This window comes from Sinomicrobium soli (assembly GCF_003285545.1).
Taxonomy (GTDB): domain Bacteria; phylum Bacteroidota; class Bacteroidia; order Flavobacteriales; family Flavobacteriaceae; genus Sinomicrobium.
On sequence record NZ_QLNV01000005.1, the window covers coordinates 60,614 to 77,468 of the forward strand.

12 protein-coding genes are annotated in these 16,855 nt (G+C 48.4%); 7 read left to right on the forward strand and 5 right to left on the reverse strand.

From position 1 onward, the window contains the following. Position 1: 1 nt before the first annotated feature. Both DN748_RS07710 and DN748_RS07715 read right to left on the reverse strand, forming a co-directional pair. Positions 2-3,355, reverse strand: coding sequence for a SusC/RagA family TonB-linked outer membrane protein (locus DN748_RS07710; RefSeq protein ID WP_161554503.1), 3,354 nt, complete (start codon positions 3,353-3,355; stop codon positions 2-4). A 160-nt stretch (positions 3,356-3,515) separates the two neighbouring features. Continuing rightward, positions 3,516-4,667, reverse strand: coding sequence for a FecR family protein (locus tag DN748_RS07715; protein WP_161554504.1), 1,152 nt, complete (start codon positions 4,665-4,667; stop codon positions 3,516-3,518). Between the two features lie 109 nt (positions 4,668-4,776). Between DN748_RS07715 and DN748_RS07720 the strand changes: the two genes are divergently transcribed. Continuing rightward, positions 4,777-5,316, forward strand: a complete 540-nt coding sequence (locus DN748_RS07720) for an RNA polymerase sigma factor (RefSeq protein WP_112371214.1) — start codon at positions 4,777-4,779, stop codon at positions 5,314-5,316. A gap of 62 nt (positions 5,317-5,378) precedes the next feature. Here the strand turns inward: DN748_RS07720 and tatA are convergent, their stop codons facing one another. Next, complete coding sequence (gene tatA / locus DN748_RS07725) at positions 5,379-5,570, reverse strand: twin-arginine translocase TatA/TatE family subunit (protein WP_112371215.1); 192 nt, start codon at positions 5,568-5,570, stop codon at positions 5,379-5,381. Between the two features lie 200 nt (positions 5,571-5,770). Here tatA and DN748_RS07730 point away from each other — a divergent pair, with 200 nt between their 5' ends. The 6 genes from DN748_RS07730 to DN748_RS07755 all read left to right on the forward strand — a co-directional run bounded on the left by DN748_RS07730 (position 5,771) and on the right by DN748_RS07755 (position 12,692). Further along, entirely contained in the window at positions 5,771-6,652 is an 882-nt protein-coding gene (locus DN748_RS07730; RefSeq protein WP_112371216.1) for a M23 family metallopeptidase, read from the forward strand. A gap of 66 nt (positions 6,653-6,718) precedes the next feature. Further along, positions 6,719-8,215: a GH3 auxin-responsive promoter family protein gene (locus DN748_RS07735; protein WP_112371217.1), complete on the forward strand. Its 1,497-nt coding sequence runs from the start codon at positions 6,719-6,721 to the stop codon at positions 8,213-8,215. A gap of 36 nt (positions 8,216-8,251) precedes the next feature. Continuing rightward, a complete protein-coding gene (locus DN748_RS07740; RefSeq protein WP_112371421.1) occupies positions 8,252-9,967 on the forward strand; it encodes a DUF6909 family protein in 1,716 nt (571 codons plus the stop codon). 21 nt (positions 9,968-9,988) lie between these two features. Beyond that, positions 9,989-10,972, forward strand: coding sequence for a hypothetical protein (locus DN748_RS07745; protein ID WP_112371218.1), 984 nt, complete (start codon positions 9,989-9,991; stop codon positions 10,970-10,972). 76 nt (positions 10,973-11,048) lie between these two features. Continuing rightward, positions 11,049-12,026, forward strand: coding sequence for a long-chain-fatty-acid--protein ligase (locus DN748_RS07750; RefSeq protein WP_112371219.1), 978 nt, complete (start codon positions 11,049-11,051; stop codon positions 12,024-12,026). A gap of 147 nt (positions 12,027-12,173) precedes the next feature. After that, a complete protein-coding gene (locus DN748_RS07755; protein ID WP_112371220.1) occupies positions 12,174-12,692 on the forward strand; it encodes a ferritin in 519 nt (172 codons plus the stop codon). 68 nt (positions 12,693-12,760) lie between these two features. On the opposite strand, the gene DN748_RS07760 is transcribed toward DN748_RS07755, so the two are convergent. Together DN748_RS07760 and leuS are read right to left on the reverse strand one after the other, a co-directional pair. Continuing rightward, positions 12,761-13,459, reverse strand: a complete 699-nt coding sequence (locus tag DN748_RS07760; RefSeq protein ID WP_112371221.1) for a zinc metallopeptidase — start codon at positions 13,457-13,459, stop codon at positions 12,761-12,763. A 468-nt stretch (positions 13,460-13,927) separates the two neighbouring features. Beyond that, on the reverse strand, positions 13,928-16,759 hold the full coding sequence (gene leuS, locus DN748_RS07770; RefSeq protein WP_112371223.1) for a leucine--tRNA ligase: 2,832 nt from the start codon (positions 16,757-16,759) through the stop codon (positions 13,928-13,930). Between the last annotated feature and the right edge of the window lie 96 nt (positions 16,760-16,855).

A 16,855-nucleotide genomic window follows, 5' to 3' on the forward strand; every position in this document is an offset into this window, starting at 1 on the left:
ATTAAAGACTGAGTTGAATTCCCATAACAACGGTTCTGAGCGGGGGAAGGGACCGCAGTGTAGCGGTCTCCGGATCACCGGCATTATAGGATGTTATGGTGAGGAGATTATGGCCTTGTGCATACACCGACAGGGAGCTCAGCCCGAGGTGATTCAGTACTTTTTTCTTAAACTGGTAGGACAGTGCCACATTTTTCAACCGGATAAAAGAAACATCCGTATACATCATTGAGGAAAATACGCTGGGGGCATGCCCTCCGTTCAGGTCGTATAAATCCAGAAAGGAGGCGGTAGTGGTATATTTTTGAATGGGATTGGTATCTCCCGGATTTTGCCAGCGGTTCAGGACTACGGAGGGATAGTTTTTTCCGACATACCCGATAGGTTGTGTCAGGGAAGAAGCATATGAACTCAGCCAGCTAAAGCCTTTCTTTTTCCTGAATTGGAAAAAAATATCCAGATTAAACCCTTTATAGGAAAACGTATTCCTCAATCCGCCGTAGAAATTGGGGTCGGTGTCCAGCAATGGCCTGAAATCGCCTCCTCCTTTATCATAGGCAGGCTCATAGGTTCCGTTGCCGTTATAATCTTTCATGCGGTACAGACCGGTTTCGGGATCTACTCCTACCACATGGCCGGAAATGACTGTGTTGAGTGATTTTCCGATGATAAAATCACTGCTATAGCTCGATGATTCCAGTCCCGGAAACTTCTTGAGTTCGTTTTTCGGAATAGTAATATTAAAATTGGTGGTCCATCGGAAATTCCCGTTGCTGATGTTGGTCGAGGACAACATCAGTTCCCAGCCCCGGTTTTGAACCAGCACATCTTCCAGGTTGGCCACCACATTGGCATAGCCCGTAATAAGGGGAAGCGGATAATTTACCAGCGGATCGGAAGAATTGTTGCGGTACCAGGCGGCGGAGAGCCTCAGGCGGTCCATGAAAAAATTCACATCCATTGCAAACTCCAGCTTTATATTCTTTTCCCAGTGCAGGGTAGGCTTGAATAACGATTCCGGGATCAGGGCAACTTCACCGTCATAACTCCCCGGCCCCGAAAACCCGTTCTGAGTAGCGTATACATCCTGAAACTTGTAATTACCTATCTTATCGTTTCCGGTTACGCCATAACTCCCCCTGAATTTCGCAAAGCTGACAGCGGTAAGGTTTTGCATGAAATGCTCATCGCTGATAATCCATGCCGCACCTATTGCACCGAAGCTGGAAAAGCGGAAATCGGGTCCGAAACGGCTGGAACCATCCCTTCTTCCGGAGAGGTTAATGATATATTTATTGTCATGAGCATAATTTACCCTGCCGAAAAAGGCGCCGTAACGGTATTGTGAAAAGCTGCTCGACGGATTCATGAACATGTCCGGTGTTACCGGGCTCAGAGACCCTATCAATCTGTCGTTTTCATATCCTTTGATGGTTAGTGAATACCTGTTTTGCTCATTGCTTTGCAGCGACCCCCCGATAAGAGTGTTCAAAACACCTTTTCCAAGCTTCAGCGTATATTCCACCTGGGGTTCCCAGATCCAGCTTTTAAACTCACTGTTCCCCAGATAGTATAATCCGTCAGCTCCCGTTCTGTCCAGGGGGTTAAATGCCGTGGAAGGCCAGATCTTATCATCTTCTGTTGTGATGAGATTATATCCTATGCTACTTTTCAGGATAAGGTTTTTAATTGGGGTATAGGTGATAAAGGCATTGGCATTCAGCGTTCTGGTTTTTGCCTCGTATTTTCTATAGATATACGACAAGGGATTATCGCTGTCATAGCCCCCTTCATTCCAGGCCAGATCGCCGTTTTCTTCGTATAGTTTGTAATTTGGGGGAAGTGATATGGAAGCAGTAAGGTCGGAAGACGGGCTGGTGTTCCTTGTAGCGGTATAGCTGGCGGAAAACGACCCGGAAAATTTTTCGTCCCGGCTTTTGGTGGATATGTTTACGAAACTCGATACCCTGGTATTGGGAAAGTCTCCCGGGAAAACATTGGTTTCCCTGTGATAGTTACCTCCGAGCCTGAACTGGATCAGCTCACTGCCCCCCGAAAGCGAAAGCTGTGCATCATGAGTATAGGCCGTACCACCTATGAGCTGTTTGACAAGGTTGTGGTCTCTTAAGGTATCGTATTGTGCAAGGTCGTATACCTGGTTCCGGTCTGAGGCCCTGGAGCTGTTTGCCAGTTCGTAAAGGTCCAGTCCGTCATTTCCCAGGGCTTCTTTTCGCATGGCCACATATTGCTTTGTACTAAGCATGTCGGGCAAAGGGGCCATACTGGCACCACTTGAAATGTTGGCGTCGAACTTCAGGGTGCCGGATTTCCCCTTTTTCGTAGTGATCAGCACCACGCCATTGGCCCCCCGGCTCCCGTAAATGGCCGTGGCATCGGCATCTTTCAATACCTCGATACTTTCTATGTCTGCCATGTTAATATTGTACAGGGGGCTTAGTCCGCTCGTGCTGTTGGCGCTTATGGCAGAACCGATATTGTCGAGAAATTCCCCACCACTTGCTATAGGCACATTATCTACTATAATTAACGGTTCGTCTGAAGCGCCGTTCAGTTTATCTATCTGGGTACGACCCCTGATCTCGATATCAAATCCGGAACCCGGATTACCATTGTTCTGGGTGATCAGCATACCTGGTATCCTCCCCGACAGGGCAGCAACCGGATTAACCACGGGAGACTGGCTCAGTTCTTCGCTGGTAATCCTGGAGATGTTCCCGGTACGCATTCTCTCGGAGGTGGAATAATATCCTGCATTTATCGTGACACCGTCCAGCATATCCACTTTTGTGACCAGGGTAATGTCAATAACTGATTTATCCCTAACGGTTATTTCCTGTGATTCAAACCCCATTGCGGTGAAAACCAGTACATTTTCGCGGTTGGGTACTGCAATGGTATAATTCCCGTCCATATCGGTAAAAGTTCCCGAAGAAGTTCCTTTGATACGTACGGTAACACCGGGCACGGGGAGACCCTCATCGTCGGTCACCGTACCGCTTACTCCTTCCTGAACCCTGTTAAACTGAGATTTCTCACGGATAATGATGGTGTTGTTACTGGTGAGTATGATATTGAAATCTTTTTTCTTTATGACCATTCCAAGGAGTTTGTTGGCATTGATGTTTCCTTTCCTCAGAAAAATTTTCGGGAAACCTGCAAAGAGGTCAGACCTGTAAATAAAGGAATATTCTGTCTGTTGATTGATCAGGTCGAAGACCTCGTCCACACTGTAATTGCGGTCGCCTGAGATAGTAATTTCCCTGTTTTGTGACAAAACTTCCCTGGGAGAAAAACCGAATACTGTCGTACAGAATAAAAGAATAAAAATTCTCATGAAAAAAGAGAATAATATTTTTAATTTTGGAAAAAGGACGGGTGTAAAATCTATTTTCATAAATTCAACGTGTGTTAGTTAGATTAATGGTTTAATTAATGCATCAGAAGGGGGAAGTACAGGTCTGTTTTGTAGGAAATTCAACCTGTGTTCCCCTGTTTTATTTAAGAATTACGGTATTTTCATTGATCTCATAGTTTATATTATTCATTTCACTTATAATTTCAAGAATATCGAGCAGGTTCTGTTTTTTCTTTAACCCCCCGTTGAATGTCAGGTTTTCCAGGTCCTTGTTTTTAAAGACGACATCCACGTCATACCATCTGGACAGCACTTTCATGATATCTTTAAGCGGAGTATTGTCAAAGCTGAATATTCCGTCTTTCCAGCAGATCTCCCTGTACACATTTGCCTGGTTTACGGAAATTTTCCCGTCATCCAGGCTCATAACAGCCTGTTGTCCGGGCAGGAGAAGCTGTTGCGAACCCTCTCCGGTGATTTTTATTTTCCCTTCGGACAAGGTGGTGTATATGTTTTTTTCGTTTTTGTAGGCCCTGACATTAAATTCCGTACCTAAAACCTCTATTTCCTGGCCGGGTGAAATAAGCTTGAAAGCATCTCCCTGGTGTTCCGTGCCGGGTGACACATCAAAGTAGGCTTCTCCGTATACCAGTTCTACCTGCCTCGTTTGTCCCGGATGAAAAAATACCGGATACCGGAGTTGTGAATCCGAGTTGAGCCATACGACAGTTCCGTCAGCCAGTTCTACCCTGAACTGGCCTCCTCTCGGAATGGTCAGTATATTAAAATTATTTTCCCGGAGTTTTCCCGTATTGGTACTGTAAACCAGGCTTTCGTCGGTACTGTAATGAATACTGTCGATAAAAGTATTGCCCTTTCCCAGAACGATTTCATCACCGTTACCCAATTGTAAAAGCGCCTTGTTTGTACCCGGCCTTATGTCCTGTAGTACCATTTTTGTGGTAGTCTCTTCCTGTTTTTCATTAGGGGAGGAGTCGTATAATACAACGAGGGTAAGGCACAACAGGAATATACAGGCAGCTGCATACCGGAATATCCTGATGCGGCGCACGCGCTTCCTGTGTTGTAACGAGCTCCCGAACTTCTGCCAGGAAGGATGATGATCGAAACGGTGTTTTGCATTCAGCAATGAATGGAGTTCTACATATTCCTTAAAAAGCACTGTATTTTCATCGCTTTCTATCCATTTGGTCAAAAGGTCACTTTCCTCTTCAGAAATTCTCTTTTCTATATATTTTAGAATTAACTTATTTGCTTCTTTTTGTTTCACTTTGTCCCGGGTCTTTACCATTATGTCGTAAAAAAAGGTAAAAACCCTTGACTTATTTAATTTTTTTTCACATTTGCAGTACACTTTTTCCAGCTTTAGTCTATTATCTATGTATAAAGAGCATCATATTCTATTGAAAAATATCCGCGATGGAGATATACATAGCTTTGAGAAAATTTATGCGGAATTCTATGAGAGCCTGTGTCGTTACCTGCTGAATTATACGACAGACAGAAAGGAAATCGAAGATGCCGTTCAGGACAGCTTTTTGTATTTATGGGAGAAGAGAAGAAAAATTGAGATAAAGACCTCCCTGAAAAATTACCTGTACAGAACGGCTTATAATCGTTTGGCAGATAAGTTCAGAAAGGGGAAAAGGCAGGAGAGCATGCTTGATTTTTACTATCATACTGCCGTGATGGAAGTGACGGAGACAGACCCCGAGTACAAGTCACAGCGTATAAAAAAGCTGGAAGAGTGTATCTCCGGATTGCCGGAACGATGCAGGAGAATATTTGTGGCCTGTAAAATATCAGGGCTTAAATACGGGCAGGTTGCGCAAGAATTCAACCTTTCCCTGAAAACGGTTGAAGGCCATATCACCAATGGCTTTAAATTAATAAGGGCATGTATGAATGACGGGGAATGATCAAACAAAAAAAGCCCCTATCCCTCGCGGGATAAAGGCCTTCAGATATTATGGTGAAGTTGTTATTCCTTCTTGTTGTCGCCCGGCACCGGCTCTTCGTCCTTGGTGGCGTTTTTAAATTCCTTTATCCCGCTCCCGAGTCCGCGCATCAGTTCCGGTATCTTCCTGCCGCCGAAAAGCAGCAGTAATACTACGACGATCAATATGATCTGTGGCGCACCAATCATTCCTAAGATAATATTCAATGACATCATTTTTAATTACTTTTACTCACCAGGTGAGATTTAAAATGCTCCGGCACAAAGACCGGAATGTTTGGTTTCTCCATATATGCCCCGTGGTGTTCCGGGACGCTTTGCAGTAACAAAGGTAAAAAGAAAAGTTGAATCGGGGCGTTAATTATTATATTTTTAAGATATAGTACGGAACGTATAGCGTTATATTTGCAGGAGTTATGACACAGAGCAAACCCAGAAGAAAGAAGCTTGCAAAAAAGCTTTTGCACAAATACCGGCTGGTCATCCTCAATGAGGACACCTTCGAAGAGCGTTTGTCGTTCCGGCTGAACAGGCTCAACGTTTTTGTGGTAGGCACGTCTTTTGCCGTGTTTCTCATTGCGCTCACCACCATCCTTATTGCGTTTACCCCGCTCAGGGAGTATATACCGGGATATTCCTCTACGGCATTGAAACGCCAGGTTGCCGATCTTACCTATAAGGCGGATTCGCTCGAGCAGGTACTGGGGGCGAATGACCGTTATATCACTAACGTCAGGAAGATACTGACCGGAGAGGTCAGTCCCGAAGAGATAGGCGGGGATACTCCCGGGGATTCCCTGTCGCCGGAAGACCGTCCGGACCCGTCCGGCGTAGACCTGTCACCCGGAAAAGAAGACCTCGCCCTGCGTGAAGAAGTGGCTATGGAAGATAAGTACAACCTGATGGGCAGTGCCATGTCTGAAGTGGATTTTGTACTTTTTCCTCCTGTATCCGGGGCCATTTCCAATGAATATAACCTCGAGGAAAAACACTTTGCCGTGGATATTACCGGTGTTTCCGGAACCCCGGTGAAGGCCGTTGCCGACGGGATCGTTATCTTTGCCGAATGGACCGTGGATACCGGGTATGTGTGTATTATAGAGCATTCGTTCGGACTGATCTCCGTATACAAGCACAACGGCTCCCTGAGCAAGTCACAGGGCGACCTGGTGAAGGCCGGGGAAGTGATAGGAACCATGGGAAATACGGGAGAACTGACTACCGGGCCCCATCTGCACCTGGAATTGTGGAGTAACGGATATCCGGTAAACCCCACGGACTATATAGATTTTGATTAAAGAACAAGGGCTTCTGTACCTGATACCGGGTATTAAGGATGGCCGTAGCAATATTTCATTTGGCGTATGTCTCTAAAATCCTTTGCGGCAAAGATTTTTGCCGGAAGTGTATACCGCAGTATACAACGGTGGGCCGGCAGGCCCGTAGAAACTCAGGAAAAGGTATTCCGTAACCTGGTTACCGCAGCGGCTTCAACCGCTTTTGGCAGGGACCATCATTTCGGGCAGATCAGAACCCATGCAGATTTTGTTAAGAATGTCCCGGTACGCGATTATGAAGAACTCAGGCCTTATGTAGACCGGGTGGTCAGCGGAGAAGAAAATGTCCTCTGGAAGGGAAAACCCCTGTATTTTGCCAAAACTTCCGGAACCACTTCGGGAGCAAAATACATTCCCCTCACCGCCGAGTCCATGCCATACCATATCCGTGCAGCCCGGAATGCGATATTGTGCTATATCCATGAAACGGGAAACTCCCGGTTTGTAGACGGGAAAATGATCTTTTTGCAGGGCAGCCCGGTACTTCAGGAAAAAAACGGGGTGAAGCTGGGAAGACTTTCCGGTATCGTAGCCCATTATGTGCCGAAATACCTGCAGAAAAACCGTATGCCCAGCTGGGAAACCAACTGTATAGAGGACTGGGAAACCAAGGTCAGTGCCATTGTGGAGGAAACGCTTTCCGAAAACATGACGGTGATCAGCGGGATCCCCTCCTGGGTACAGATGTACTTCGAGAAATTACAGGCGCGAACCGGTAAAAAAGTGGGGGAGATCTTCAGGCATTTCGAACTGTTTATCTACGGGGGGGTCAATTACGAACCCTACCGGGCGAGGTTTGAGGCCCTTATCGGCAGAAAGGTAGACAGTATAGAACTGTTCCCTGCCAGCGAAGGCTTCTTTGCCTTCCAGGATTCCCGGAAGGAAAAGGGAATGCTGCTGCAGCTGGATTCCGGTATCTTTTACGAGTTTATCCCGGCCGATGAGTTTCCCGGTGAAAACCCGGCACGGCTCACCATAGGAGAGGTGCGCCCCGGAGTTAATTACCTCATGATCATATCCACCAATGCCGGGCTTTGGGGGTATAACCTCGGCGATACCGTACAATTCACCTCCGTAAACCCGTATCGCGTTATCGTCTCCGGCCGGATAAAACACTTCACTTCTGCTTTCGGCGAACACGTTATCGCCAAGGAAGTGGAGCAGGCAATGAAAGAGGGGATAGCCGGTTTCGGGGGCAGTATCAACGAATTTACCGTGGCCCCGCAGACCGACCCGTCCGAAGGGGAACTGCCGTATCACGAATGGCTGATAGAATTCAGTGAAGAGCCACAGGACCTGGAAGGGTTTGCAAAAAGGGTGGACCAGGCCCTGCAGGGACAGAACAGTTATTATTACGACCTTATTTCGGGAAATGTGCTCAGCCCTCTGAAGATCACTAAAATCAGGAAAGGTGGCTTTGCCGGGTACATGAAGAGCATAGGCAAACTCGGCGGGCAGAACAAGGTGCAACGGCTTTCCAACGACCGGAAGCTGGCAGAACAACTGTATGAGTATAGGGCTTAATATAAAAATCCCGTATTTTTGCACGGAAAACAGGATATGAACAAAGTAAAGAACAGAACCAGGGCACAGGAATCTACCAATGCTATTGAACGGATGTATATCGCTATGAGGCATCTGCTCAACAGGGGGTTTTACAAGCCGATGGGTATTTCGGGGGAAACACTTAGAGAGTCATTGCTGCTGCTCCGCCCGGAAATATACGGTTCCATTGCCGAAAACAAGGTAGAACTAAACGGTCTGACCTATATCCTGGACCGGCTTCCCATAGGGATAGAGGAATGTCGCTATATCAACCTCACTTCGGATGAAGGATACAAAAAATCGCATTTTCTCCCTATTATCCCTCCCAAACGGAGACGTAACTGTTACCGTGTGGATGCGGAACAGATGAATGTGGAGATCACCAGGGGGCGGTCGGATATTTACGATATCCTTACCCATCTTACCTTCCTGTATATAGAGTCTGATAAAATACGGCGAAGGGTATATCAGGATGAAACAGGAGAAATTACAAGAGACTGGTTTAAGCTGGAGTGGGCCGTACAGAAGGGAAAGCTGTCCAGGGCAGAGCGGGAAGGGGCTCTTATTCATGTGGCCAGTATCCTGGGCCGCACTTTTGAGGAGGCACTCGATGCGCATAAGGCATTTGCCACCAAACAGATGCCGGAACGGTTTTTACATATCATCTACTGGATGGGAAAACTCGCCATAGAGGAGGAACGGGACAACAACAAGAGGGCCATAACCTTCAGCCCCATTCTCAGGGAACGGCTCGGGCACCATATTCACGGAGAGCGGTGGGCCAATACCATCAAGGGGATACTGCTTGAAAACAACCTCCTGCACCGGCCTGTTCACATCATAAGTGCCAATATGCACAGTGTGATGAACTCCCTGTTTGCTTCCGAAGCACTGAAAAAGGAAGTCCCGGGCAAGGAACGCCTGGAACTTTATGAAATGCTGAGCCTTCCCGAAAATGGCCATTTGCGGGAAAAGGTCACTTCCTTTGCCCGCAGGAACGGGATGATCTCCGTAGATGACAGCTCGGGTACCAATATAGATGTACAGGTATTCGACACCTCGAAAATAGGTTTCACACATAAGGATTACCATTTTAAAGCAGGTGCCGACGGAGAATATCCCCTGTTGTTTGTTATGGATTACGCCTTTGGCGAACAGGCCTATGAAACCATTGACGAGTTTTTAAAACCCTATAAAGACAAAAAGAAAAACAAGGCCGGGGAAAAGCTTCATTTTCTCAATGTCAGGTCGGTTTCCATTATGGGAAAGGCAGGGATACTCGAAGGCGGAAAGGGCGACCTGATGATCCCCTCCGCCCATATTTTTGAAGGCACGGCAGATAATTATCCGTTTGAGAACGAACTCTGCAAAGCCGACTTTGAAGGATATGGCCTCAGGGTGTTCGAAGGAACCATGATAACGGTTCTGGGGACTTCATTGCAGAACAGGGACCTGCTCAAGTTTTTCCATGAGTCTACCTGGAATGTGGTGGGACTGGAAATGGAAGGGGCCCATTATCAGAAAGCCATACAATCGGCATCGAGGATCAGGAAAAGTATTGCTGAGGATGTAAAGGTGAGGTATGCCTATTACGCGTCTGACAACCCCCTGGAAACCGGGAGCACGCTCGCTTCCGGCGGACTTGGAACAACGGGGGTCAAGCCGACGTATCTCATTACCCGGAGAATTCTGGAGCAGGTCCTGAATGAGCAGGAAGAACAAACGCAGTAATTTTAGAAAACAGCTAATGTTATGAATGATAACCCATCGCAACGGCAGGGATCGGATGAAATAGACCTCGGAGTGCTATTGCAGAAAACAGGAGACTTCTTTAAATGGATCATCAGAGGGGTCTATCATATCCTGATGTTTTATAAACGATTCGGCATAGCTCTTCTTATCCTTTTGATCATAGCTTTTGTAGTAGGGTATTTTATGGATAATTCCGGGGGTAGCAGCTATAAGAGTGAGGTGGTGGTGGTGCCCAATTTCGGCAGTGCGGATTACCTCTATTCGGGCATTCAGGAGATAGAGACCAAAAGACAGGGAGGGGACATCAGTTTTCTTAAGGGCATGGGACTGGAAATTTCAGGGGGCTTTAACGGGATCACCGTAGAACCTGTTGTCGATATTTACGGATTTCTCGAAGACACCGATAGGCTGGAAGCGTTCAAGGCTTTGAAGGGCGACATGGCCATGGCCAAAAACCCGGAGATGGCCGTGAATTACAGATACCACAGGATTACCATTCGTACCGGCAGGAAGAACGACGCCAAAGAAATAGTATCGGCCGTACTCCGGTTTCTGAACAGCAATGAATATTACCGGCAGGTAGGGGACAGCCTGAAGAAAAACATGATCTCCAGGCTGGAGACCAGCAGGGAGGCAGCCCTGTATGTCAATGACATCCTTCGCGCACAGGGCAGCAATACAGGGGGGACGTTAGACCCGGGTAGTACCGCGGTAGTACTGAGATCTGAACCTACAGCTGCCTCGGCAGAACTGGTAGATGCCCAGCAGGAACTTTTTAAGACCATTGATAAGCTCAGTATCAGCGCCGTTGATGCCGACAAGGTGGTCAAGGAGGTATCGCAAAGGCTGGATATTCCACAGAGAGGCATTATCACTACGAGGAAATGGATGTTCCCGCTTACCGTGTTTATAGTGTTTTCCGGGATCTTCCTGCTGATCTTCCTTTTCCGGAGAATGAAAGAGATCGCTACGGAGGAAGGGTGATAAATAGGAGACCTCGTTGCAAACGAGAACCAGGCCAAACTACGAACTAACAACCACGAACTAAGAACTGTACCGCATGAACAGCGAAGCGATTTTCGGTATTACCGGGAAGGCTGAATTCGAAACAGCGGCACTCCGGGTATACCGTTACCAGTATCAGCACAATAAGGTGTACGGAAAGTTTTGCGATCTACTGGGCAGGACCCCGGAAAAAGTGCGTGCACTGGCGGAGGTACCTTTCCTGCCGATCTCCTTTTTCAAGACCCGCCGGGTGGTCGCTTCGGAGCGCAGCCCCGAAGAGCTCTTTACCAGCAGCGGAACAACGGGTGAACAGACCAGTAAGCATTACGTTACGGACAGGGGCCTGTATGAAAAGAGCTTTTCTGAGGCTTTCAGGCTTTTTTACGGAGATATTTCGGAATATACGGTACTCGCCCTGTTGCCGTCTTATCTGGAGCGTCAGGGCTCTTCCCTGATCTATATGGCAGACGCACTGATAAAGCGTTCGGGAAGCCGCGATAGCGGGTTCTATCTGCACAACCTCGATACCCTGGCATACAAACTTGCCGAACTCGACGGCAAGGGGAGGAAAATAATATTGATAGGGGTTTCCTTTGCACTGCTCGACCTGGTGGAACAACGGAAATTCAGGCTGAAAAACACTGTCGTTATGGAAACCGGGGGCATGAAAGGGAGGCGGAAGGAACTGGTCCGGGAGGAATTGCACAGCATACTGCGCAAAGGGTTCGGTACAGGCAGTATTCACAGCGAATACGGGATGACCGAACTGCTCTCGCAAGCCTACTCTTCCGGTAATGGCGTCTTTCGTTGTCCTCCCTGGATGGGTGTCCTGACCAGGGACCCCGAAGATGCCCTGTCTTTGCAGGACGCTGGTAAAACAGGAGGGATCAATGTCATTGACCTCGCCAACCTGAATTCCTGTTCCTTTATCGCCACACAGGATCTCGGAAAGCTGCATGCGGATGGCTCTTTTGAAATACTGGGACGTTTTGACCATGCCGATATCAGGGGGTGTAACCTGATGGTGATGTGAGCAGGGGCAACCTATAACCGTCTTTATTTATAATTAGTCTTAGACCGGATTGAAATTATCTGTATATTAGATAGTTAGCTTTTGTTTTTTGTATCTTTGTATGAACGAAACGGAAGCGTAGGACATACGCAGATAAAAAACAGACCGATGAAAGACTTAGTAAGACAGAAATTAGGAATAAACGTAGAGGTAATGGACCTGCTGAACGAACAGGTAGCCATGGAGGCTCATTCCTCAGCCATATATCTTGCCATGGCTTCATGGTGTGACAGGAACGCATTGAACTGCAGTGCAAAATTCTTTTATGAGCAGGCTGAAGAAGAGCGGGAACACATGATGAAGATATTCCGGTTTATCAATGACAATGGGGGGATGGCCTATTCTCCGGAAATCCCTTCGGTATCACATGATTTCGATTCGCTTGAAGGAATATTCGAGATGTCACTGGAACAGGAGATAGGTGTTACCAAATCCATTCACAATATTGTGGCCAGGTGCCGTAAGGTCAATGATTTCGGTACGGAAAACTTCCTGCAATGGTTTGTGAAGGAGCAGATGGAAGAGGAGCAGACCATGAGAAATGCCCTTGACCTGTTCGACCTGATGGGCACCGACGGGATCGCTCTCAAGCTTATCGATGAGCGTATTCCGGGGATCAGTGAATAGCATATAGCACATAGATGAAAACAAAAGAGCCGTCCGCAGGGATGGCTTTTTTTATGGCTTACAATTCCTTAATTCCTCGACCCCATGATCCTCAGGGCCCAGTACAGCAGCATGGCCAGTGATCCTATGGCGGCGACCAGGTAAGTCCTTGCGGCCCATTTCAGGGAATCCTCGGCGCCCTTGTATTCCTGCTGGCTCAGCATATGCTTGTTTTTAAGCCATGCCAGGGCCCGGTTACTGGCGTCGTATTCCACCGGTAAGGTCACCAAGCTGAAAATGGTGGCAAAAGACATCAGTACCAGTCCGGCGACAGCTACGAGAAACCCGAATTGTGAAGCAAGCCCCAGGATAAGCCCCCCGAAGATGAGCCATTGCGACAACCCGGAGGAAACACTTACCAGGGGAACGAGTTTGGACCGTAGCTGAAGCCATTGATAGGCTTTTGCGTGCTGTACGGCGTGCCCGCATTCGTGGGCAGCCACTGCTGCCGCAGCGGCATTCCGCTGGTTATAGACACCCTCGCTGAGGTTTACGGTCTTTTTTGCCGGGTTGTAATGGTCCGTAAGCATGCCGGGAGTGGAAATGACCTTGACATCATAGATGCCGTGGTCGGCGAGCATTTTCTCCGCAATCTCCGCCCCGCTCATACCATTGCGCAAATGAACCTTGGAATAGTACTTAAACTTGCTCTTGAGCTTGTTGCTTACCATCCAGCTGACCAGGGCAATGACCCCGATAATGATATAATATCCTAAATAACCTCCCATGTCTTTTCTGTTTTAAATGCTTAAAAATACAAAAATTTTATCCGGAACAAGGTTACCGTTCCTGACCGGTATGGCAACGGTCTGCCGGGTTGGCCGGACCGGGGTTGCCACGCACTACTTCTGTGGTTCTGACAGGCAAAAAGCCGGCCAAACCGTTGACAGAGATCATATAATTAAGAATATTTTAGCAAATGGTGACACCTGGATGAACTTTTGTCATTCCCCGGAACCGCATCGTCATAAAAGAATAAAAAATAATTTTTTGGGACGCAAGCCCTTCCCCGGGGTATTAATAAATGAAGAATGAATAGTTAATAATGAAGGGGAGGGCATAAGAGTACTATATGGAAGGAGCATCGGAGCGCATTATTTTGAAACTTTTGTTTTCATGTGCAATATTTGGATTTGGTGAATTTCTCCGATGCGGTACGGGGGTGTCATTTGGCATTGGACACCCCGTACCTTCCATCAGCCTACGATATTGATAATCTTTCCCGGAACGATAATTACTTTTTTCGGGCTGCGTCCCTGAAGCTGTTCCATAGTCTTTTCGTGGGCCAATACGGTTTTTTCCATCTCCTCCCGGCTCATATCAAGGGGCAATTCCAGCTTAAAGCGCATTTTGCCGTTAAAGGAAACAGGATATTCCTTGGTGCTTTCTACCAGGTATTTTTCTTCAGGCTCCGGGAAGGGAGCGAAAGCCACAGAGGTTTCATGACCCAGTAATTGCCACAGTTCTTCGGCAATATGCGGGGCATAGGGGGCAACGATAACTGTCAGGGGTTCCAGTACCTCACGGGCATTGCACTTCCGGGAAGTAAGCTCGTTGACCGCGATCATAAAAGAGGATACCGAAGTGTTGAAAGAGAAGCCTTCGATATCTTCATTCACTTTTTTAATGGCCTTGTGCAGTGATTTCAGGTTTTCGGCAGAAGCAGGAGCATCCGAAACATAAAAAGCTCCGTCCTTTCCGGAATGATACAGCTTCCACAGTTTTTTCAGAAAACCGTGAACCCCGGTGATGCCGGCAGTATTCCACGGTTTGGCCTGGTCCAGGGGGCCGAGGAACATCTCGTAAAGACGAAGGGTATCGGCACCGTACTGTTCGCAGATATCGTCCGGGTTGACGACGTTGTATTTGGATTTGGACATTTTTTCCACTTCCCGGCCCACGATATATTTTCCGTCTTCCAGTATGAATTCGGCATCCTTAAACTCGGGCCGCCATGCTTTAAAGGCCTCCGTGTCCAGCTCTTCCGATATATTAACAAGGGAAACATCGGCGTGAATGGCCTCCGTTTCGTACCCGGGGGCAAGGTTCGCCGAGATAAAGGTGTTGGTGCCTTTTTTCCGGTATACAAAAGCACTGCTGCCCAGTATCATCCCCTGGTTGATCAGCTTTCTGGCAAATTCATCTACGGGAACCAGCCCGAGGTCGAACAGGAATTTCTGCCAGAAACGGGCGTAGAGCAGGTGGCCCGTGGCGTGTTCGCTTCCACCGATATAAAGGTCTACGTCCTTCCAGTAGTCCAGGGCTTCCCCTGAGGCAAATTCCGAGGGGTTTCCGGCATCCATATAGCGGTTAAAATACCAGGAACTCCCCGCCCAGCCGGGCATGGTGTTCAGCTCGAGGGGAAATACGGTCTTGTGGTCTGTGCGGTCATTGCTTACCACCTCGTTCCTTTCCGTATCCCAGGCCCAGGTATGCGCATTGCCCAGCGGGGGTTCCCCGGTTTCCGTGGGCAGGTATTTCTCCACTTCCGGGAGCCTTACCGGCAGGTGCTGTGCAGCTATCATTTTCGGCAGGCCGTTCACATAGTATACCGGGAAGGGTTCTCCCCAGTAGCGCTGCCTGCTGAATACGGCATCGCGGAGGCGGTAGTTGGTACGTCCTTTTCCCGCTCCCCTGAGTTCCAGTTCCGCAATGGCTTTTCGGGTGGCCTCTCCCTGGGAAAGACCGCTTAAAAACCCGGAATCCGCAATTACGGTACCCTGTTTTTCACTGTGGGCTGCCTCCGAAATATCGGCGTTTTCAAAGATATTCGGTATGGGCAGGCCGAAGTGACGAGCAAAGTCGTAGTCACGCTGGTCACCGCAGGGCACGGCCATTACGGCCCCGGTACCGTAACCGGCCAGGACATAATCCCCGATCCAGACCGGAACAGCTTCCCCGGTAAAGGGGTGCTCCGCATATGCCCCGGTAAATACCCCCGAAATGGTTTTTACATCGGCCATTCGCTCGCGTTCGCTGCGTTTGGCCGTGGCTTCGATATAGTCGTTCACCGCGGTTTTCTGTGCTTCCGTAGTGATGAGCGGTACCAGTTCGTGTTCCGGGGCCAGGGTCATAAAACTCACCCCGAAAATGGTGTCCGGGCGTGTCGTGAAAACGGGAATGGTATATGTGGTATCTTTTACCCTGAAAATAACCTCCGCACCTTCGGAGCGCCCGATCCAGTTGGTCTGTGAGTCCTTGAGCGGTTGCGGCCAGTCTACACGGCCCAGTCCCTCCAGCAGGCGTTCGGCATAAGCCGTGATACGCATGCTCCACTGTGTCATTTTCTTGCGTACCACGGGGTGGCCTCCACGTTCGGAAACTCCGTTTACGATCTCGTCGTTGGCCAGTACCGTACCCAGTGCAGGGCACCAGTTTACTTCGGTTTCGGCGAGGTAGGTAAGACGGTATTTCAACAGGGTTTTTTCCTTTTCTTCGGCTGAAAAGGCATTCCACTGCGCCGCCGAAAATATCGCGGTATCACTGTCGCATTCCGCATTTACATTTTCATTGCCCCCTGCTTCGAATTTTGCGGTAAGGGATGCAATAGCTTCGGCCTTGCCGGTATCCCTGTTGTACCAGGAGTTGAACAATTGTATGAAGATCCACTGCGTCCACCGGTAATATTCCGGGTCGGAAGTACGTACTTCCCGGCTCCAGTCGAATGAAAACCCTATTTTGTCCAGCTGTTCCCGGTACCTCCTGATATTGGCATCCGTAGTAATGGCGGGATGCTGCCCCGTCTGTATGGCGTATTGCTCCGCCGGCAGCCCGAAAGAATCGTACCCCATGGGATGGAGTACATTATACCCCTGGTGACGTTTGTAGCGGGCATAGATGTCCGATGCGATATATCCCAGCGGATGCCCTACGTGAAGTCCGGCACCCGACGGATAGGGAAACATGTCCAGCACGTAGAATTTAGGCTTTTCAGCACCTTCGGATCCCGGGTTTGCAGCCCGGAAGGTCTGCCGTGTTTTCCAGTATTGCTGCCATTTGGCTTCGATGGTCTTGTGGTCGTATTTCATATGCGGAATGTACCGGAGCCCCGGTATTTTTTACAGTTAAGACACGATTGAAGCGCAAAAGTACAGTTAATGAACGAAACTGGCAATACGGGGGGG